Source organism: Pseudomonas sp. I2 (genome assembly GCF_040984075.1).
In the GTDB taxonomy this organism is placed as follows: Bacteria; Pseudomonadota; Gammaproteobacteria; order Pseudomonadales; family Pseudomonadaceae; genus Aquipseudomonas; species Aquipseudomonas guariconensis_B.
This window is the reverse complement of record NZ_JBCGFQ010000068.1, coordinates 1-20086: the sequence shown is the minus strand read 5'-3', so window position 1 is coordinate 20086 and position 20086 is coordinate 1. Positions and strand designations below refer to the sequence as shown.

At 66.1% G+C, this 20086-nt stretch carries 14 protein-coding genes; 5 read left to right on the top strand and 9 right to left on the bottom strand.

Going from position 1 to position 20086, the window contains the following annotated elements; genetic code table 11:
- Positions 1-105 precede the first annotated feature (105 nt).
- The 8 genes from WCE05_RS23955 to glnE form a co-directional block, all read right to left on the bottom strand.
- A complete protein-coding gene (locus WCE05_RS23955) occupies positions 106-1548 on the bottom strand; it encodes a lipopolysaccharide kinase InaA family protein (RefSeq protein WP_368816700.1) in 1443 nt (480 codons plus the stop codon).
- Positions 1548-2300, bottom strand: a complete 753-nt coding sequence (locus WCE05_RS23950) for a lipopolysaccharide kinase InaA family protein (protein ID WP_225786500.1) — start codon at positions 2298-2300, stop codon at positions 1548-1550. The genes WCE05_RS23955 and WCE05_RS23950 overlap by 1 nt, the downstream gene beginning before the upstream one ends.
- Positions 2297-3031, bottom strand: coding sequence for a lipopolysaccharide kinase InaA family protein (locus tag WCE05_RS23945; protein WP_225786501.1), 735 nt, complete (start codon positions 3029-3031; stop codon positions 2297-2299). The genes WCE05_RS23950 and WCE05_RS23945 overlap by 4 nt, the downstream gene beginning before the upstream one ends.
- A complete protein-coding gene (gene rfaP / locus WCE05_RS23940) occupies positions 3031-3837 on the bottom strand; it encodes a lipopolysaccharide core heptose(I) kinase RfaP (RefSeq protein ID WP_253102086.1) in 807 nt (268 codons plus the stop codon). Before rfaP ends, WCE05_RS23945 begins: the two co-directional genes overlap by 1 nt.
- Positions 3834-4958 (bottom strand): glycosyltransferase family 4 protein, encoded by a 1125-nt coding sequence (locus WCE05_RS23935; RefSeq protein ID WP_253102083.1) that lies wholly within the window; start codon positions 4956-4958, stop codon positions 3834-3836. The genes rfaP and WCE05_RS23935 overlap by 4 nt, the downstream gene beginning before the upstream one ends.
- Positions 4958-6016 carry a lipopolysaccharide heptosyltransferase I gene (gene waaC, locus WCE05_RS23930; protein WP_253090711.1) on the bottom strand — a complete coding sequence of 353 codons (1059 nt, stop codon included), beginning with the start codon at positions 6014-6016 and terminating at the stop codon, positions 4958-4960. Before waaC ends, WCE05_RS23935 begins: the two co-directional genes overlap by 1 nt.
- Positions 6017-7066 carry a lipopolysaccharide heptosyltransferase II gene (waaF, locus tag WCE05_RS23925; RefSeq protein WP_253080215.1) on the bottom strand — a complete coding sequence of 350 codons (1050 nt, stop codon included), beginning with the start codon at positions 7064-7066 and terminating at the stop codon, positions 6017-6019.
- Between the two features lie 140 nt (positions 7067-7206).
- Positions 7207-10140, bottom strand: coding sequence for a bifunctional [glutamate--ammonia ligase]-adenylyl-L-tyrosine phosphorylase/[glutamate--ammonia-ligase] adenylyltransferase (gene glnE / locus WCE05_RS23920; protein WP_253102078.1), 2934 nt, complete (start codon positions 10138-10140; stop codon positions 7207-7209).
- A 384-nt stretch (positions 10141-10524) separates the two neighbouring features.
- On the opposite strand from glnE, the gene aceE reads away from it, so the two are divergent.
- The 5 genes from aceE (at position 10525) to WCE05_RS23895 (ending at position 19245) form a co-directional block, all read left to right on the top strand.
- A complete protein-coding gene (gene aceE, locus WCE05_RS23915; RefSeq protein ID WP_253080216.1) occupies positions 10525-13170 on the top strand; it encodes a pyruvate dehydrogenase (acetyl-transferring), homodimeric type in 2646 nt (881 codons plus the stop codon).
- A 13-nt stretch (positions 13171-13183) separates the two neighbouring features.
- Positions 13184-14821, top strand: coding sequence for a dihydrolipoyllysine-residue acetyltransferase (aceF, locus tag WCE05_RS23910; RefSeq protein ID WP_368816699.1), 1638 nt, complete (start codon positions 13184-13186; stop codon positions 14819-14821).
- A 326-nt stretch (positions 14822-15147) separates the two neighbouring features.
- Positions 15148-17841, top strand: a complete 2694-nt coding sequence (locus tag WCE05_RS23905; protein WP_253080217.1) for a bifunctional diguanylate cyclase/phosphodiesterase — start codon at positions 15148-15150, stop codon at positions 17839-17841.
- 104 nt (positions 17842-17945) lie between these two features.
- Positions 17946-18611, top strand: coding sequence for a peptide-methionine (S)-S-oxide reductase MsrA (msrA, locus tag WCE05_RS23900; RefSeq protein WP_225786510.1), 666 nt, complete (start codon positions 17946-17948; stop codon positions 18609-18611).
- A gap of 10 nt (positions 18612-18621) precedes the next feature.
- Complete coding sequence (locus WCE05_RS23895) at positions 18622-19245, top strand: glutathione S-transferase (protein WP_225786511.1); 624 nt, start codon at positions 18622-18624, stop codon at positions 19243-19245.
- A 65-nt stretch (positions 19246-19310) separates the two neighbouring features.
- Here the strand turns inward: WCE05_RS23895 and WCE05_RS23890 are convergent, their stop codons facing one another.
- Positions 19311-19814, bottom strand: coding sequence for an ATP-dependent zinc protease (locus WCE05_RS23890; protein WP_225786512.1), 504 nt, complete (start codon positions 19812-19814; stop codon positions 19311-19313).
- Positions 19815-20086 lie beyond the last annotated feature (272 nt).

Below are 20086 nucleotides of genomic sequence, written 5' to 3'. Positions count from 1 at the left end.
GTGCTGGGGGTGCGCGGGTTGTGGCGACGGGGATGAGCCTTGGGGAGGCTCGCTGTCTTGGCGCCCATTGGGGCCGCGAAGCGGCCCCACGATCCAGCAGGAACCTCACGCCCCCAATCGCGGCAACACCTCATCCAGGCGCCGGTGCAAGGCACTGCCGCTCGGCCAGTTGCGCAGCAACCGCGCCCGGTCCCGGGCATAAGCTGGGGCGAAGCTGAGCTGCGTGGCGTGCTGGCACATGGCATCGAGGTCGATCAACGACCACTGCCCATCCAGCCAGAACAGGTTGTGCCCCTTCATGTCGCCATGGCTGATGCGCTCACGGACCAACTGCTGCATCAGGTGCACCAGGGCCTGCACCTGCTCCTCGGGCGCTTCGCCGCTTTCCACGTAGGGCTGGAAACACTCGATCAAGTCCGGGCCATCGGCATATTCAGTGACCAGGTAAGCCCGGCTGCGCAGGCCCATGACCCGCTGCTCCAGCACTGCCAGCGGCCGTGGCGTGGCGATGTCGAGAAACGCCAGGCGGTGCCCCTCGATCCATGAATGCCAGGCCCGGCTCGGGCGCCAGAAGCGCTTGAACCAATGGGCAGTGTTCTTGATGTTGTAGCGCTTGAGCACCAGCGCACGACCGCCCACGTCGATGCGTGCCACGCTGGCGGCCCCACCGGTCTTGAACAGGTGGCCCTGGTCGATCAGTGCATCGGCCTGGGCCAGCACCGGCAGCATGGCGTCCACCTCAGCCCGGCGGATCGCCCGCAGCCCCGACAGGCTGCGCTCGACACTGAACAGCGTGCATTCGCGCCCGGCCTTCTCCAGGTAATCCTTCAGGCGCCAGCTGCGCACCTTGTCCACCTGCTTCTGCAGGGCTTCCAGCGGCAAGGCGTGCTCGGCGTTGGCCAGCAGGTAGTGCACCAGCAGCTCTTCGATGAACGGTTCCAGGCGCTTGGGCAACTGGGCGAAGAGCACCCCGAGGTTCTCCAGCACCCGCTGGCGCGACAGTTGCTGGCCCGGCGTCTCGGCTTTGATGCCAGCACCGTCGATCAGGTACAGCCGGCCGTCATGGCGCAGCAGGTTGTCCAAGTGCAGGTCTTCCTGCCACAACCCCTTGGCATGCATGTGCGCGACCGCGGCGAGCGCCTCGCCGAGCACCTGTTGCTGCTCGTCGGCCAGCACGGGCAGGTCCTGCACCTTGGCCCAGGCATCGGCCAGGCTGTCGGCGCCTTCGAGGAACTCGAACAGCAGCCAGCCACCCTCGCCCTCCTTGAGGCCGTCAGCCAGCAGCTGCGGGGTGGTCAGGCCTTGGGCGGCCATCAGCCGGGCGCCTTCGAGCTCACGCTGGAAATGCCGGGCGGCGCTGTTGCCGACCAGCAGCTTGGCCAGCACCGGCGTGCCACGCCAGATGCCGGCGCCGACATAGCGTTGGCCCGGCAACACGCGCAGCAGGCTGAGCAATTGCAGGTCAGCGCTGCCAGCGGCATCGGCCAGGGTCACGGTCAGGGGCAGCGTCGGGCTGCGCCCGGCGTCCTTCAGTTCAGGCAAACGCATCAGCGGGCCTCCTTTTCACGACGGCGGCGCCCTAGGCGCTGCAACCAGGTATCGACCAGCGAACTGTCGGCCGGCTGCTGCAGGTAGGCCGCCAGCAAGGTACGCACGTCCGCCTCGCTCCAGGCCCGGGCACGGCGCAGCAACGGCTCCAGGTCCTTGAGCCGGTCACGCATGCCGAACAGCAGCGGGCGGGTCTTCTCCAGGTCGATCAGCTGTGCCTGCCAGCCCTCGCGGCGCTCACGCAGGAAGATGTGCTTGGGGTAGAAGCAACCATGCAACTGCCCGGCGGCGTGCAGCGTGCGCGCCAGGGTGCCGCAGGCCTGGAGGATGCCTTGGCGTGTTGCCGGCTGCAGTTGCGGCCACTGGGCCAACAGGCTTTCCAGGTCGCTCCAGTCGTCCAGGGCGCGGGTCATGAGAATGGCGCGGTGTTGGCCGTTACCCTTGCGCTCGCCGTAGAAGACGGCCTGCAAGGCCGGGATGTTCAGTTTCCGGTAACGGCTGATGTTGCGAAATTCGCGGGCGAAGGTCGGCTCGCCGAAGGGGCGGTACAGGGTGCGCGTGAGGTAGTCGCTCTGGCGCTTGAGGTAGAACCCCTTGCCTTCCAGCTCCAGGCGAAAGACGCTGCTCCAGCCGCCACGGCCGGTATTGGGTTCGTCCACGGCATCGAGCTGCAGCGCCCACAGCGCCTCGAAGTCGCTCAGGCCATGCCGTTGCAGCAGCGCCTCGTCGGCACTGGCCAGGTAATCGGTCATTCCCTTCCCTCGAAAAATCTCACCACCTGGCGGATGCGCCGCTTGTCCCGTGCGTTGAGCCGCTCGTGCCCGCGGTATTGCAGGTAGAAGCGCAACCGCTGGGTTGCCGACAGATGGTATTTGGCGACCTTGTCCAGGCATGCCAGGTCCTTGATGACCCGGTGGCGCAACATGAAGCCACGCCAGAAATCACCGGTCGGGCAGTCGATGAAGAACACCGTGGCCTGGTCGTCGACCAGCAGGTTACGCCACTTCAGGTCGTTATGGGCGAAGTGGTGATCGTGCATGACCCGGGTATGCCGTGCCAGCTGGCGGCTGACATGGTCGACCCAGGCGCGGTCGGCCAGGCGCGGGTCGTTGCGTTCGGCCAGCGCCGAGAGGTCTTCGGTACGCGGCAGCTCGCGGGTGATCATCGCCCCGCGGCCGAAGGCCAGGCCCTTGCGCTCCAGCCCCCAGGCCACCACCTCGGCGGTCGGGATATCCCACTTGGCGAACTGCTTGAGGTTCTGCCACTCGGCCTTGATGCGCGGCCGCCCCATGTAGCGACGCAGGGCCTTGCCGGCACCGGTGTAGCGCTTGACGTAGTAGTTGACCCCTTCGCGCTGGATACGGATGACCTCGCTGAGCGGGTCATGGGTCAGGCGTTCGCCCTCGAGGGCGAACACCGCCTCGAGGCTGCCGAAGTCCGCCGCCAGGCGCTCGTAGCCTGGCGCCAGTGTCCATCCCGCCATCAGAGCGCGTCTCCATAGCGTTGCTTGCGATCGTAGAGTTTCTGCGCCTTGCGCTCGAGCCTGGCGAGCAGCACGGCTTCGTCGGCCAGGACCTGGCGCAGGGGGCGCTGGAAGTAGCCACGCAGGAAACGCAGCTTGTCGCGGCGAGTCAGGCCGATGTCCAGGGCCGAGAAGTACAGGGCCGCCAGGTCCTTGTCGCGCCAGCGGCGAGGGATGCGGGCCCTGGTCTGGGCACGGTGCAGGTCGATCACCGAGAGCTTCAGGTCCTCGGGCGTCACCGGGCGGTCGGTGTGCAGCAGGAAGTGGCAGATGTAGCAGTCGCGATGGTTGACCCCGGCACGGTGCATGGCACCGGTCATGCGCGCCACCTCGGCGATCAGCGCGTGCTTCAGGCGCACGGGTGGCGGCTGCTTGGTCCAGTCGAGGCTGAAGTCTTCCAGGCTGATGGTCGGCGCCAGTTCCTCGGTGACGATGAACGAGTGCTGGGTCGCCGGGTTGCTGCCCCGCTCGCCATAGGCCACGGCGGTCATGGTCGGCACACCGACCTCATGCAGGCGCTGGATGGCCCGCCACTCCTGGCCGGCACCGAGCACCGGCAGCTTGGCGCTGAACAGGTTCTTGAAGATCTCGCCCCAGCCGATGCCACGGTGGATCTTGACGAAGTAGCCTTCGCCATCGACCTCGGTGCGCAAGGTACGGCGCCCCTCCAACTCACGGAACACCTGGCCTTGCAGGGCCTCCACGGCATCGAAGGGGTCGCGCCCGGCCCACAGGCGCTTGAAGGGTTCGGCCAGTATCAGCTTCATGCGGTCTCCTGACCCAGGATCACGTCGGCAGCACGCTGCGGCATGCTGTACAGGTCGGCGCTGTCGGCGAAGGCCAACCCATTGTGCGACCAGGCGACACGGGCCTGGCCATCCTCGAGCATGCGTTGCAGGTAGGTGTCGAGTTGCTGCTGTTCGAAAGGCTCGTCCAGCACCAGGCCGCAATTGGCCTCGGCGATGTAGTGCGCATAGCCGCAGACCTGGGAGACCAGCACCGGCAGGCCGGCCACCAGGGCCTCCAGCAGCACGGTGCCGGTGTTCTCGTTGTAGGCCGGGTGGATCAGCAGGTCAGCGCCGAGCAGAAAGCGCGGGATATCGCTGCGCCCCTTGAGGAACTGCACCTGCTCGCCCAACCCCAACGTGGCGCTCTGCAACTGGAACACCTTGGGGTCGTCCTGGCCGATGACCATCAACCGGGTGCGCTTGCGCAGGGCCGACGGCAGCGCGGCCAGGGCCTTGAGGCTGCGGTCGACGCCCTTGGTCTTGAAGCCCGAACCGATCTGCACCAGCAGCAAATCGTCGTCGCCCAGGCCGAACGCCTTGCGGAACTCGGCGCGTATCGCGTCGGCGTCGGCCGGCCGCCGGCGGTCCTGGGAGATGCCCGGCGGCAGCAGGTGGAAGCGCGCCTGCGGCGTGCCGTAGTGCTTGATGAACAACGGCTGCTGCACCTCGGAGATCATCAGGATCTCGGTGGCAGCCTCCTTGGCGAACACCGCACGCTCGTACTCGGCGAAATGCCGGTAGCGGCCCCAGCGCCGGTACAGGCCGCCGCGCAGGGTCTGGGCCTTGTCCTCGAAACAGCCATCGGCGGCGTAGTAGACGTCCAGGCCCGGCATCTTGTTGAAGCCGATCAGGCGATCGACCGGGCGCTTTGCCAGGTCCTCGGCCATCCAGGCGCTGAGTTTCTCGTTGCGGCGGTGGTTGAACAGCGCCTTGACCGGCGCCACCAGCACCTCGAAGCCCGGCGGAACATCGCCCTCCCAGATCAGCGTGTAGACACGGATCTGGTGGCCCCGCTTCTGGCACTCCAGGGCAATGCGCATGAAATCGCGCTGCAGCCCGCCGAAGGGGAAGTATTTGTAAAGCACGAAAGCCAGTTGCATCAACGAACATCCTCAGCCAGCAGCAACGCGCTCAAGCGGCTCGCCACATGCTCGGGATTCAGGCGAGTGAAGCACAGCGGCCACTCGCGTTTGAGATCGAACCGGCGCAGGTCCTCGGCGCTCGGCTTGTAGGTGCATTTCTTCTGCAGGCAGGGCGCGCAGGGAAAATCGCTGGCCTGGTGGACCTGGGCACGTCCGTAGGCACCGGTCAGGCCAGGGTTGGTGGGGCCGAACAGCGAAATGGTCGGCACGTCCAGCGCCGCGGCCAGGTGGCCCAGGCCGGTGTCCACCGCCACGCAGGCCTTGGCCGCCGCCAGCACGCGGGCGACGCCGGCCAGGTTCAGGCGCGGCAGCACCTGGCAGTTGTCCAGGCCCTGGGCGATGCGCTCGGCGCGGTCCTTCTCGGCCTGGTTGCCCCAGGGCAGGCACACCTGCAGCTTGCGCCGGCCCATGCGCTCGGCCAGTTCACGCCAGTAGGCCTCGGGCCAGTGCTTGGTGGCCCAGGTGGTGCCATGCAGGAACACCACGTAGGGTGCGGCGGGCGGCAGTTGCAGGCGGTCGAGGTCCAGGCCGTAGCGGCCGAGGCCTTCCGGCAGGTCGTAGGCCAGGGCCAGGGCGAACAGCTGGCGCACCCGCTCCACCGCATGCTGGCCGACGGCGACCGACAGGCGCCGGTCGTAGAAGCGGCTGGCCCAGCCTTCGCGGGCCGAATAGCGGTCCAGCCCGGCCACCGGCGCCTTGACGTAGCGGGTCAGCCAGGCCGACTTGACCAGGCCCTGGGCATCGATCACCAGGTCGTACCGCTGCGCCCGCAGGCGTTGCTTGAACGCCCGCCATTCGCCGCTCTTGAGGGTCTGCCAGATGTTCTTGCGCCAGCGGCGGATGGCCACCGGGATCACCTGATCGACGGCCGGATGCCAACTGGGGATCTCGGCGAAGCCTTCTTCCACCACCCAGTCGAAGCGGATCCCAGGGATGGCATGGGCGGCATCGGTGAGTGCCGGGAGAGTGTGGATCACATCGCCCAGCGACGACGTCTTGATGATCAGGACCCGCACTTAGTCGACCTCGGTCACGGTATCGATCAGGTTCGGCCCGCCCAGGCTGTGCAGGGCGGCGATCACTTTCTGCGGCTCCAGCAGGCGCAGGCAGTTGTAGTGGCCGAAGCGGCAGGTGCGGTCGAAGCAGGGGCTGCATTCGATCCCCAGGCGCACGATCTCCACCTGTTCGGCCAGCGGCGGGGTGAAGCCCGGCGAGGTCGAGCCATAGACCGCCACCAGCGGGCGGTTGAGCGCGGCAGCCACGTGCATCAGGCCGGAGTCGTTGGACACCACTGCAGCGGCGCACGACAACAGGTCGATGGCTTCGGCCAGGGAGGTTTCACCGGCCAGGTTGGTCGACTCCTCACGAAAACCTGGGATCAGCCGGTCGCGGATCGACTCGCCCACCGGGTGGTCGTTCTTCGAACCGAACAGCCAGACCTGCCAGCCCTGGCGGATCATCGCATCGGCCACCTCGGCGTAATGCTCGGCCGGCCAGCGCTTGGCCTCGCCGAACTCCGCGCCCGGGCACAGCGCCAGCACCGGCCGGTCCAGCTCCAGGCCGAACTTGGCCAGGGCGGCGTCGCGGCTCTGCGCCTCGATCTGCAGGGTCGGCCGTGGATAAGGTTGCGCCAGCTCGACGCCTGGCGCATAGGCCAGGGCCATGAAGCGCTCGATCATCAGGGGATAGCGCGCCTTGTCCAGGGTGCGCACATCGTTGAGCAGGCCATAGCGCATCTCGCCACGCCAGCCGGTGCGCTTGGGGATGCCGGCGAAGAACGGCACCAACGCCGATTTCAGCGAGTTGGGCAGGAGGATCGCCTGGTCGTACTGGCCGGCCAGCGATTTGCCGATACGCCGGCGCGTGGCCAGCTCCAGCACGCCGTGGCCGAGCGGGAAGCTCAAGGCCTGGCGCACCTCGGGCATGCGCTCGAGGATCGGCCGGCTCCATTCGGGCGCCAGCACATCGATCACGCATTCGGGGTGCTGCTGTTTCAGGCACTGGAACAGGGTTTGCGCCATTACCATGTCGCCAACCCAGCTGGGCCCAATGATCAGTATTCTCATGCTTAGTCCAGAAACGCTCGGGGAGGCTGCAGGCTGCGGTACAGCCTGGCCTCCCCTCTTTATATTCAGGCTATGTGGCGGACAGTGTATCACCCAGGTCCATGCTGTTCCCCAATCGCCGGCACGCCGGCGATTGGGCCTCACGTCAGACCCAACTGCCCCCAGATCCGCCGCACCTCGCGGCGCTCATCGGCGAACTGCGCCGCGTCGATCACCCCAGCCTGCTTCTGCAGGGCCTGGCGGTGCGAAGCCGAACGGAACGCCTTGTACACCTCGCGCAGCAGCACCGCGTCGCCGGCAGGCACCAGGCCGGCCTGCTCCAGCTCCTCGAGGATGCGGATGTTGTCGGTCCAGCGCAGCAAGGCCGGATGGTCGTGGGACCAGGCCAAAGCGGCGTATTGCACCATAAATTCGATATCGACGATACCGCCGGCATCCTGCTTGATATCGAAGGGCTGGCCGGCGTCGAAGGCGTTGCCCGCGGTGCCTGCGGCGGTGACCTTGGTGCCGAGGTTGTCGCGCATCTTGGCGCGCATCTCGCTCACTTCGCTGCGCAGCTTGTCCAGGTCGCGGGCCTGGCCGAGCACACGGGCGCGTACCGCCTCGAAGGCCGTCGCCACCTGCTTGCAGCCCACCAACACGCGGGCCCGCACCAGCGCCTGGTGCTCCCAGGTCCAGGCTTCGTTCTGCTGGTAGCGCTCGAAGGCACCGAGGGAGCTGACCAGCAGCCCCGAGGCCCCGGACGGGCGCAGGCGCATGTCGACGTCGTAGAGCTGGCCGGAGTTGGTCTGGGTGGTCAGCATATGGATGATGCGCTGGCCCAGGCGGGTGAAGAACTGCGCACTGTCGATCGGCTTGGCGCCATCGGTCTCGGCCTGGGGGTCGCCATCGTGGATGAACACCAGGTCCAGGTCCGAGCCATGGCCCAGTTCGATGCCGCCGACCTTGCCGTAGCCGACGATGATGAAGCCCGGGTCGCACAGGCTGCCGTCGCTGCGCCTGGGCTGGCCATGACGGGCCACGGTCTGGCGCCAGGCCAGGGCCAGCACCTGGTCGAGGATCGCCTCGGCCAGCCAGGTCAGGTAGTCGCTGACCTTCATCAGCGGCAGGTTGCCGGTGATCTCCGAGGCGGCCACGCGCAGGCTGTGGGCCAGCTTGAAGTGGCGCAGGGCTTCCATCTGCTGCTCCAGGTCGTCCTCGGGGATGCGCGTCAGCCGCTCACGCAGCTCCGAAGCCAGCTCCGGCGCCAGCGGCGGGCTGAACAGGCGGCCTTCGTTGAGCAGTTCGTCGAGCAGCAGCGGGAAGCGGGCGATCTGCTCGGCGATCCACGGGCTGGCTGCGCACAGGGTCAGCAGGCGGCGCAAGGCGCCGGGGTTCTCGGTCAGCAACACCAGGTAGGCGGAACGCCGTGCCACCGCCTCGACCAGCGGCAGCACCCGTTCCAGCACCAGGTCCGGGTCGTCGTGCTCGACGGCCTGGGCCAGCAGGCGCGGAATGAAGGCATCCAGCCGCTCGCGGCCGATACGTTGCATCGAGCGCAACTGCGGGCTGGCGCGCAACCCGGCCAGCCGCCGCAGGGCCTCGGCCGGCTGCTTGAAGCCGGCCTCTTCCAATTGGCGGCAGGCGGCCTCCTCGTCCTGAGCCTGCTCCCACAACGGCGACCATTCGCCACCGACCACCAGCTCGCCCTCGCCGTCCTCGTCGTCCGGGTCGGCGATCACCTGGCGGAAGTGCCAGTCGATACGCCCACGCCAATGCATGAGTTGCGCGTGGAAGCCCGACCAGTCGGCAAAGCCGAGGATATAGGCAACGCGCGCGCGGTCCGTGGCATCGTCCGGCAGCATCTGCGTCTGGCGGTCGGCGATGGCCTGGATCGCATGCTCGGTATAACGCAGGAACTCGTAGCCTTCGCGCAGCTCGGCGACCACCGCCGGCGGCAGGTAGCCCTGGCCCTCGAGGGTGGCCAGGACCTTGAGCAGCGGTCGCTGCTGCAGGCTCAGGTCGCGCCCGCCGTGGATCAGTTGGAAGGCCTGGGCGATGAACTCCACTTCACGGATGCCACCGGCGCCAAGCTTGATGTTCTCGGCCATGCCCTTGCGGCGCACCTCCTGCTGGATCAGCTGCTTCATGGTGCGCAGCGCCTCGATGGCCGAGAAGTCCAGGTAACGGCGGTAGACGAACGGGCGCAGCATGTCCTGCAACTGGGCACCTGCCACCTGGTCGCCGGCCACCACCCGCGCCTTGATCATGGCGTAGCGCTCCCAGTCGCGGCCCTGGTCTTGGTAGTACTGCTCCAGGGCATTGAACGACAGCACCAGGGCACCCGCCGAGCCGTAGGGGCGCAGGCGCATGTCGACGCGGAACACGAAACCGTCGACGGTGACCGGGTCCAGCGCCTTGATCAGCCGCTGGCCCAGGCGGGTGAAGAACTCCTGGTTGTCCAGCGAACGCTTGACTCCTTCGGTTTCACCGCCCTCGGGGAAGGCGAAGATCAGGTCGATGTCCGACGAGAGGTTCAGCTCCACCGCCCCCAGCTTGCCCATGCCCAGCACCACCATGTGCTGCGGCTGGCCACTGCGGTTGCCGATCGGTGTACCGAACTGTTGGCAATGGCGTGGGTACAGCCACTGGTAGGCCTGGTCGATGGAGGCGTCGGCCAGGTCGGAAAGATCGCGGCAGGTTTCGCCGAGCGCGGCCTGTCGGGTGATATCGCGCCAGATGATGCGCAGTTGCTGGCGGTTGCGCTCGCGGCGCAGGTTGCGCGCCAGTTCCTCCTCGCTCTGCGCGGCCTGGGCCGCGGTGGCGACGCGCGCGCTTAGCTGGCCGGGGCCGAAACGCTGCTCGAGCTCGCCGCTGGCCAGCAGCTCGAAGAGCATGGCCGGCTCGCGCAGGGCCTGGTCGAGGACGAAGTCGCTGGCGGCAGCGACCTGGTCGAACTGTTGCCGATGCACCGGGCTCCAACTGTCCAGGTCCAGCCCTTCGAGGCCGGCGACGACCTCCAGCAGGGATTGTCGGTTGCGAGCGGCCAGTGGCTGCAGGGCGGCGGGCAGATCGGACGGCAAAGGCAGGCGCATGGTCTATCCTTGATCGGCGAGTCGGTGAGGGGTAGGTACGGTCAAGGGGAAGCCGGACCACGGTTGGACTGTCATACAAAAGTTGGAAATAGCTGAAAAAAACGAATCATTGGCAAGAAACATCAAGATTCACCTCTTCAGAGCACAGTCCCAACCAACGGGAACGTTTTTCTCCACAACCCGGAAGGCGGCCAAAAGCCGTTTTTCTGTAGTTTTACTACTACCCCGGCGGTGCAAAAGCATGAAATGCCAAATCATTTGTAGTAAAACTACACGGCGCCGGATGACTGTCCGGTAAATCCAAGAATTCACGACGTCTGCCCAAAAGGCCAGTCGCAAACTCAGGCCATCGATTCTGGTGGCCTTTCCGCCCTGGAGCAAGCCATGCAAGACCTCGATCCCGTCGAAACCCAGGAATGGCTGGATGCCTTGGAGTCGGTCATTGACAAAGAAGGCGAAGACCGCGCTCACTACCTGATGACCCGCATGGGCGAGCTGGCCACCCGTAGTGGCTCCCAGCTGCCGTATGCCATCACCACGCCATACCGCAATACCATCCCTGTCACCCACGAAGCACGCATGCCCGGCGACCTGTTCATGGAACGCCGCATTCGCTCGATGGTGCGTTGGAACGCCCTGGCCATGGTCATGCGTACCAACCTGAAGGATTCGGACCTGGGCGGCCACATTTCGAGCTTCGCCTCCAGTGCCACCCTGTACGACATCGGCTTCAACTACTTCTTCCAGGCTCCGACCGAGGAGCACGGTGGCGACCTGATCTTCTTCCAGGGCCACGCCTCCCCCGGCATCTACGCCCGCGCCTTCCTCGAAGGCCGCATCAGCGAAGACCAGATGAACAACTTCCGCCAGGAAGTGGACGGCAACGGCCTGTCCTCCTACCCACACCCCTGGCTGATGCCTGACTTCTGGCAGTTCCCGACCGTTTCCATGGGCCTGGGCCCGATCCAGGCGATCTACCAGGCACGCTTCATGAAGTACCTGGAAGCCCGTGGCTTCATCCCGGCCGGCAAGCAGAAGGTCTGGTGCTTCATGGGCGACGGCGAGTGCGACGAGCCGGAATCCCTGGGTGCCATCGCCCTGGCCGGCCGCGAGAAGCTGGACAACCTGATCTTCGTCATCAACTGCAACCTGCAGCGCCTGGACGGCCCGGTGCGTGGCAACGGCAAGATCATCCAGGAACTGGAAGGCGTGTTCCGCGGCGGTGGCTGGAACGTCAACAAGGTCGTCTGGGGCCGCTTCTGGGACCCGCTGTTCGCCAAGGACACCAACGGTGCCCTGCAGCGTCGCATGGACGAAGTCATCGACGGCGAATACCAGAACTACAAGGCCAAGGACGGTGCGTACGTCCGCGAGCACTTCTTCAACACCCCAGAACTCAAGGCCATGGTCGAAGACCTGTCCGACGAAGAGATCTGGAAGCTCAACCGTGGCGGCCACGACCCGTACAAGGTCTACGCGGCGTACCACCAGGCGGTCAACCACAAGGACCAGCCGACCGTCATCCTGGCCAAGACCATCAAGGGTTACGGCACCGGTGCTGGCGAAGCCAAGAACACCGCGCACAACACCAAGAAGGTCGACGTCGACAGCCTGCGTCAGTTCCGTGACCGCTTCGACATCCCGGTCAAGGACAGCGAGCTGGAGAACCTGCCGTTCTTCCGTCCCGAAGAAGGCAGCGCCGAAGCCAAGTACCTGGCCGAGCGCCGCGCCGCCCTGGGCGGTTTCGTGCCACAGCGCCGTGCCAAGAGCTTCAGCGTCCCGACCCCGCCGCTGGAAACCCTGAAGGCGATCCTGGACGGCTCGGGCGACCGCGAGATCTCCACCACCATGGCCTTCGTGCGTATCCTGGCGCAGCTGGTCAAGGACAAGGAAATCGGCCAGCGCATCGTCCCGATCATCCCGGACGAAGCCCGTACCTTCGGTATGGAAGGCATGTTCCGCCAGCTGGGCATCTACTCGTCCGTAGGCCAGCTGTACGAGCCGGTCGACAAGGACCAGGTGATGTTCTACCGCGAGGACAAGAAGGGCCAGATCCTCGAGGAAGGCATCAACGAAGCCGGCGCCATGTCGTCGTTCATCGCCGCCGGTACCTCGTACAGCAACCACAACCAGCCGATGCTGCCGTTCTACATCTTCTACTCGATGTTCGGCTTCCAGCGTATCGGTGACCTGGCCTGGGCCGCTGGCGACAGCCGCACCCGTGGCTTCCTGATCGGCGGCACCGCCGGCCGTACCACCCTCAACGGTGAAGGCCTGCAGCACGAAGACGGCCACAGCCACCTGCTGGCGGGCACCATCCCGAACTGCCGCACCTATGATCCGACCTACGGCTACGAGCTGGCGGTGATCATCCAGGACGGCATGAAGAAGATGACCGAAGAGCAACAGGACGTCTTCTACTACATCACCGTGATGAACGAAGCCTACACCCAGCCAGCCATGCCGGCCGGCGTCGAGGAAGGCATCATCAAGGGCATGTACCTGCTCGAGGAAGACACCCGCGAAGCCGCGCACCACGTGCAACTGATGGGCTCCGGCACCATCCTGCGCGAAGTCCGCGAAGCGGCGAAGATCCTGCGCGAGGAGTTCAACGTCGGCGCCGATGTGTGGAGCGTTACCAGCTTCAACGAACTGCGTCGCGACGGCCTGGCCGTTGAGCGCGCCAACCGCCTCAAGCCTGGCCAGAAGCCGCAGCAGACCTACGTCGAGCAGTGCCTGGCCGGCCGTAAGGGCCCGGTCGTGGCCTCGACCGACTACATGAAGATCTTTGCCGAGCAGATCCGTCAGTGGGTGCCGAGCAAGGAGTACAAGGTCCTGGGTACCGACGGTTTCGGTCGCAGCGACAGCCGCAAGAAGCTGCGTCACTTCTTCGAAGTCGACCGTCACTTCGTGGTGCTGGCTGCCCTGGAAGCCTTGGCCGACCGTGGCGAGATCGAACCGAAGGTGGTGGCCGACGCCATCGTCAAGTTCGGCATCGATCCGGACAAGCGCAACCCACTGGACTGCTGAGGAGTATTTTTAAGTGAGCGAACTCATTCGCGTACCTGACATCGGCAGCGGTGAAGGTGAAATCATCGAGCTGTTCGTCAAGGTCGGCGACCGTATCGAAGCCGACCAGAGCCTGCTGACCCTGGAGTCCGATAAGGCCTCCATGGAGATCCCGGCGCCCAAGGCTGGCGTGATCAAGGAGCTCAAGGTCAAGCTGGGCGATCGCCTGAAGGAAGGCGACGAGCTGCTGGTCCTGGAAGTCGAGGGCGCCGCCGCGGCGCCCGAGGCTCCGGCCGCCCCCGCCGCCCAAGAGCAACCGGCCGCCGCACCGGCGGCTGCCGAGGCCGCACCGGCGCCTGCCGCAGCCCCGGCTGCCGCCAGCGTGCAAGACATCCACGTGCCGGACATCGGCTCGTCGGGCAAGGCCAAGATCATCGAGGTCCTGGTCAAGGCCGGCGATACCGTCGAAGCCGACCAGTCGCTGATTACCCTGGAGTCCGACAAGGCCTCCATGGAAATCCCCTCGCCCGCCGCTGGCGTGGTGAAGGAAGTGATCGCCAAGCTGGACGACGAAGTCGGCACCGGTGACCTGATCCTCAAGCTGGAAGTCGCCGGCGCAGCCCCCGCTGCCGCCCCGGCTCCGGCCGCTGCCGCCCCTGCCCCAGCCAAGGCCGAGGCGGCTCCAGCCGCTGCGCCTGCTGCACCGGCCGCCGCAGCGGCCCCTGTGGCCACCGCGCCTGCCGCCGGCAGCAACGCCAAGGTCCACGCTGGCCCGGCCGTGCGCATGCTGGCCCGTGAGTTCGGCGTCGACCTGGGCGCGGTCGCCGCGACCGGCCCACACGGCCGTATCCTCAAGGAAGACGTGCAGGTCTACGTCAAAGCCATGATGCAGAAGGCCAAGGACGCTCCGGCAGGCGCCGGCGCGACCGGTGGTGCCGGCATCCCGCCGATCCCGGCCGTGGACTTCAGCAAGTTCGGTGAAGTCGAGGAAGTCGCCCTGACCCGCCTGATGCAGGTCGGTGCCGCCAACCTGCACCGCAGCTGGCTGAACGTGCCGCACGTGACCCAGTTCGACTCCGCCGACATCACCGAGCTGGAAGCCTTCCGCGTGGCGCAGAAGGCCGTGGCCGAGAAGGCCGGCGTCAAGCTGACCGTGCTGCCGCTGCTGCTCAAGGCCTGTGCCCACCTGCTCAAGGAACTGCCGGACTTCAACAGTTCCCTGGCGCCGAGCGGCAAGGCGGTGATCCGCAAGAAGTACGTGCACATCGGCTTCGCCGTGGACACCCCGGACGGCCTGCTGGTCCCGGTGATCAAGAACGTCGACCAGAAGAGCCTGCTGCAGCTGGCTGGCGAAGCCGCGGCCCTGGCCGAGAAGGCGCGCACCAAGAAACTGGCGGCCGACGACATGCAAGGCGCTTGCTTCACCATCTCCAGCCTCGGCCACATTGGCGGCACCGGCTTCACGCCGATCGTCAACGCGCCTGAGGTGGCGATCCTGGGTGTGTCCAAGGCCACCATGCAGCCGGTCTGGGACGGCAAGGCCTTCCAGCCGCGCCTGATGCTGCCGCTGTCGCTGTCCTACGATCACCGCGTGATCAACGGCGCCGCCGCCGCGCGCTTCACCAAGCGCCTGAGCGACCTGCTGGCGGACATCCGCACCCTGCTGCTGTAACGCAGCTACCTGCCTCCCCGACGGGAGGCAGGCCCCTTTCGAGCTGCCACGCTCGTACCTCAACCCCGTCACGTTCTGGCGGGGCTTTTTTTTTAGCTGCAAGCGACAAGAAAAAGCAGGCGGCGCCCTGACGAGCCGGGCATGGCCATGATAAGCAGCGCCGATCAGCTCGAAGCTCGCAGCTTTAGATTCCCGCCGATCAGCCGACAACCTGCTCATCGCAATGGCGGCTTGCCAGCCCCTGGGACATGATGCAACCTTGCCCCAGGCACCGCCGCATAGACCGTGGCCCGCCGCGCCAACCGCCCTCTTCAAGCGAGTCTTCGATGAAAAGCCAACCCGATGTCGCCAGCCGTACGGCGGCCGAGGTCGTCACGCAGCTTCCCGTGCCTTCACGGCTCGGCATGCTGCGTTTCGAAAGGCTCAACGAAGCCAGCTGGACGATGCTCTACCTCGACCCGGCCTGCGACCGCCAGTTCGGCCTGCCCGCCGCCGAGCTCTGCGCCCTGGTCGGCTCGCCCTATGCCAGCCTCATGGAGCCGGAGGCCCGCTACCAACTGCACGACGAGATCCAGCGGCAGCTGGCCCAACGCAGCCACTACCGGGTACGCTACACCTTGCACGCCAGCACCGCGCCCCTGCGCTTGCTGGAGATCGGCGAAGCCTACAAGCAGCACAACCGACAACTGCTGCGCGGCTACCTCACGGTGCTCGACGAGCAACCGGACGACGGGCCGGACCTGGCGGCCAACGACCTCGAGTCGCGCAACAGTCGCCTGCAACTGGCCCTGCAACTGAACCAGCGCGCCCAGCAGGAGCAACTCGAACACCTGGAACGGGTACGCGCCCAGCAGGACCTGATCCTGCGCCTGGCACGCCAGCGCTACAGCGCCGGCAACTCGCTGCAGGAAGCCGCCGAGCTGATCACCCGCAGCGCCTGCGAGATCTACAAGGTCGATTGCGCCAGCATCTGGCACCTCGAGGACCAGCGCCTGGAACCGATCAGCGCCTGGCATCACCGCGACCAGCGACACCATAGGCCGGAGCCGATCGACGCCAGCCAGTTTCCCGACTACCTGGACGCCCTGCACGCCAGCCGCGCCATCGACGCCCACAATGCCAGCGACGACCCGCGCACCCGCGACATGGTCCAGCGCCTCTACCCCAGCGGCAACAACGCCATGCTCGATGCCAGCATCCGCGTCGACGGCCAGGTGGTGGGCGTGCTCTGCCTGGAGCAGACCGGTACACCCCGGGCCTGGCAGTCCGACGAGATCGCCTTCGCCGGCGAGTTGGCCGACCAGGTCGCCCAGGTCATCACCAACCACAACCGGCGCACGGCCACCAGCGCCCTGCACCTGTTCCAGCGCGCGGTGGAGCAAAGCGCCAGCGCCTTCCTGCTGGTCAACCGCGACGGGGTGGTGGAATACGTCAACCCAAGCTTCGCCGCCATCACCCAGTACAGCACCGAGGAAGTCCAAGGCCGCCACCTGGCCGAACTGCCAGCCCTGGAGAACCTCAGCGAACTGCTGTTCGACTCGCCATCCAGCCTGGCCATGGGCAACAGCTGGCAAGGCGAGTTCAAGAGCCGGCGCAAGAGCCTCGAGCCCTACTGGGGCCAACTGTCGATCTCCAAGGTCTATGGCGACAACCGCGAACTGACCCACTACATCGGCATCTACGAAGACATCACCCAGAGCAAGCTGGCCCAGCAGCGCATCGAACGCCTGGCCTACACCGACAACCTGACCAACCTGGGCAACCGCCCGGCGTTCATCCGCAACCTCGACGAGCGCTTCGCCCGCGACGACGAGCATCCAACCTGCCTGCTGCTGGTGGACATCGACAACTTCAAGCGGATCAACGACAGCCTCGGCCACCAGACCGGCGACAAGCTGCTGGTCAGCCTGGCCCGGCGCCTGCGCAACAGCCTGAACAACGGCGGCCAGCTGGCACGCTTCGCCAGCAACGAGTTCGCCGTGCTGCTCGACGGCACCAGCCTGGAAGATGGCCAGGGCGTGGCCCAGCAATTGCTGCGCACCCTCGACAAGCCAATGTTCGTCGACAACCAACTGATCAACGTCACCGCCTCGGTGGGCCTGGCCTGCGCACCTTTGCACGGCAGCGACCCGCAGACCCTGATGAAGAACGCCGGGCTCGCCCTGCACAAGGCCAAGGCCAACGGCAAGCACCAGGTCCAGGTCTTCACCGAAGTGCTCAACGCCGAGGCCAGCTACAAGCTGTTCGTCGAGAACAACCTGCGCCGCGCCCTGACCCAGAACGAGCTGGAGGTGTTCTACCAGCCCAAGCTGTGCCTGCGCAGCGGCCGCCTGCTCGGCCTGGAGGCGCTGCTGCGCTGGAACCACCCCGAGCGCGGCATGATCCGCCCCGACCAGTTCATCAGCGTGGCCGAGGAAACCGGCCTGATCATCCCCATCGGCAAATGGGTGGTGCGCCAGTCGTGCCGCATGAGCCAGCAGTTGCGCGAAGCCGGCATGGGCAACCTGCACGTGGCCATCAACCTCTCGCCCAAGCAGTTCTCCGACCCGGAGCTGGTGTCGTCGATCGGCAACATCCTCGAGGAAGAAGCCCTGCCGCCACACCTGCTGGAGCTGGAGCTGACCGAAGGCCTGCTGCTGGAAGCCACCGAAGACACCCACCGCCAGCTCGACGAGCTCAAGGCCCTGGGCCTGACCCTGGCCATGGACGATTTCGGCACCGGCTACTCGTCGCTGAGCTACCTGAAGAAGTTCCCGATCGACATCATCAAGATCGACCGCAGCTTCATCAACGAAATCCCCGACAACCAGGACGACATGGAGATCACCTCGGCGGTGGTGGCCATGGCCCATAACCTGAAGCTCAAGGTGGTCGCCGAAGGCATCGAGACCGCCGAGCAGTTGGCGTTCCTGCGCCGCCACCGCTGCGACGTCGGCCAGGGCTACCTGTTCGACCGGCCGATTCCCGGACGCGAACTGGTCGACAAGCTCAAGCGCTATCCACGTGGCCCTCTGGCCTGACAGCGGCGCCAACCTCGGGCACTATAGAACCCATTCGAGCCCTATCGCCGGCTTGCCGACGATGGCTCCGCCACCTATCCAACTGATAAACACAAGGAGCGGCCATGGTCCTGCGTTCGGAAATCCTGGTGAACAAAAACGTCATGCCCACTGCGGAGCAGGCCCTGCCTGGCCGCGAGACCCCGATGGCCCTGCCCGAGAAGCACTACGTGTTCAAGGACACCCCACTGCTGGGCCCGTTCTTCCAGAACGTCGATTTCGCCATCTTCGGCCTGGGCTGCTTCTGGGGCGCCGAGCGCCGCTTCTGGCAACGCGAGGGCGTGGTCAGCACCGTGGTCGGCTACGCCGGCGGCTTCACCCCCAACCCAACCTACGAAGAAGTCTGCTCGGGCCTGACCGGCCATACCGAAGTGGTGCTGGTGGTGTTCGACAAGGACAAGGTCAGCTACCGTGAGCTGCTGGCGATGTTCTGGGAGCTGCACAACCCCACCCAAGGCATGCGCCAAGGCAACGACATCGGCACCCAGTACCGTTCGGCGATCTACTGCACCAGCCCCGAGCAGCTGGAGCAGGCCAAGGCCAGCCGCGAGGCGTTCCAGGCCGAGCTGACCAAGGCCGGTTTCGGCGAGATCACCACCGAGATCGCCGAGGCGCCGACCGTGTACTTCGCCGAGGCCTACCACCAGCAGTACCTGGCCAAGAACCCCGACGGCTACTGCGGCATCGGTGGCACTGGCGTATGCCTGCCACCCAGCCTGCAAGGCAACTGAGGGCAGCCATATGGCGACCATGACCCTGTTCCACTCGCCGCTCTCGCCGTTCGTACGCAAGGTGATGGTCGTGCTGCACGAAACCGGGCAGCTCGACCGCGTGACCTTGCAGGCGGTCAACATCAGCCCGGTGAACGGCGACGAGCAGCTCAACCAGGGCAACCCGATCGGCAAGATCCCGGCCCTGCGCCTGGAGGACGGCACCGTGCTGCATGATAGCCGGGTGATTTGCGAGTACCTCGACCTGCAGCACGTCGGCAACCCGCTGGTCCCCCGCGAGGGTTCGGCGCGCTGGCGCCGGCTGACGCTGGCGTCGCAGGCCGATGCGATCATGGATGCGGCGGTCTCGACCCGCTACGAGACCTTCCTGCGCCCCGAGGACAAGCGCTGGGACGGCTGGGTCCAGGCCCAGGCCGGCAAGATCCGCCGCAGCCTGGCCGACCTGGAACAGGCGCACCTGGCCGAGCTGGCCTCGACCTTCGATATCGCGGCTATCGGCGTGGCCTGCGCGCTGGGCTACCTGGACCTGCGCCAGCCGCAGTTCGGCTGGCGCGAGCGGCAACCGGGGCTGGCGGCCTGGTATGCCGAGGTGGCCAAGCGACCGTCGATGGTCGCTACCGTGCCGATGGCCTGACAGGCGCTGTCGCAGGCAGGCCCGATACCGGTCGGAAAGGGGCGCGAAGCGGCCCAAATGGCCAATCAGCAGTCCGGCTTGCCTGCGGTGAACTTGCGTGCCGGGTTCACCGCCGCCTTGAACTCACGCAGCGCCTTGGCGCCAATCAGCAGTGGATAGTTGAAGTTACTCCGGTCAGCCAGGTTGACCTCCACCGTGCGCTTCACCTCGCCCAGGCACAGCTCCAGCTCGACCACCGGCCGGCGCGCAGCCTCCAGCGTCTCGCCTTCGTCGTCCTCTTCGTCGGAGCGGGCCTTGATCTTGCTGATACGCGCCAGCTTGTGCTCGTAGACCTTGCCATCGGCATCCTTGGTCGCCAGGCGAAAACGCACCCATTGCTCGCCATCACGGGTAAAGCGCTCGATATCCCTGGCCGACAACGAAGCCGTCAGGGCGCCAGTATCCATCTTGGCCTTCAATGTTTCGCCAATCTCCGGCAGGGTGATGTACTCATAGCGGCCGTAAAGAGTCGGCTCAGCCGCCATGACCGGCAGTGCAAGCAGTGACAACAGGGCAAGCAATGGTTTCACGGATTACGCTTCCTTGAGTGAGGACAGTGGTTAGACTACTCGGGCAGGATAGGTTTCCTCCAGCTACGAAGTGCAAGTAAAGGCAGATAGCACAGCCCCCACCGCCTAATGCTGTTCACTTAAGTCTGATGTGACATCGATAGGGGCTGCCTTGCAGCCCTTCGCGGGCAAGCCCGCTCCCACAGTGGATAACGTGAGGCTTGAAGCGTAAAAGTGGGAGCGGGCGTGGCCGCGCAGGGCCGCCAAACGGCGCCACAAGATTAAGATAAAAA

Coding starts and splice junctions, on each gene's coding strand:
- WCE05_RS23955 (WP_368816700.1), bottom strand. CDS start 1,548: ATGCGTTTGCCTGAACTGAAGGACGCCGGGCGCAGCCCGACGCTGCCC.
- WCE05_RS23950 (WP_225786500.1), bottom strand. CDS start 2,300: ATGACCGATTACCTGGCCAGTGCCGACGAGGCGCTGCTGCAACGGCAT.
- WCE05_RS23945 (WP_225786501.1), bottom strand. CDS start 3,031: ATGGCGGGATGGACACTGGCGCCAGGCTACGAGCGCCTGGCGGCGGAC.
- rfaP (WP_253102086.1), bottom strand. CDS start 3,837: ATGAAGCTGATACTGGCCGAACCCTTCAAGCGCCTGTGGGCCGGGCGC.
- WCE05_RS23935 (WP_253102083.1), bottom strand. CDS start 4,958: ATGCAACTGGCTTTCGTGCTTTACAAATACTTCCCCTTCGGCGGGCTG.
- waaF (WP_253080215.1), bottom strand. CDS start 7,066: ATGAGAATACTGATCATTGGGCCCAGCTGGGTTGGCGACATGGTAATG.
- glnE (WP_253102078.1), bottom strand. CDS start 10,140: ATGCGCCTGCCTTTGCCGTCCGATCTGCCCGCCGCCCTGCAGCCACTG.
- aceE (WP_253080216.1), top strand. CDS start 10,525: ATGCAAGACCTCGATCCCGTCGAAACCCAGGAATGGCTGGATGCCTTG.
- WCE05_RS23905 (WP_253080217.1), top strand. CDS start 15,148: ATGAAAAGCCAACCCGATGTCGCCAGCCGTACGGCGGCCGAGGTCGTC.
- msrA (WP_225786510.1), top strand. CDS start 17,946: ATGGTCCTGCGTTCGGAAATCCTGGTGAACAAAAACGTCATGCCCACT.
- WCE05_RS23895 (WP_225786511.1), top strand. CDS start 18,622: ATGGCGACCATGACCCTGTTCCACTCGCCGCTCTCGCCGTTCGTACGC.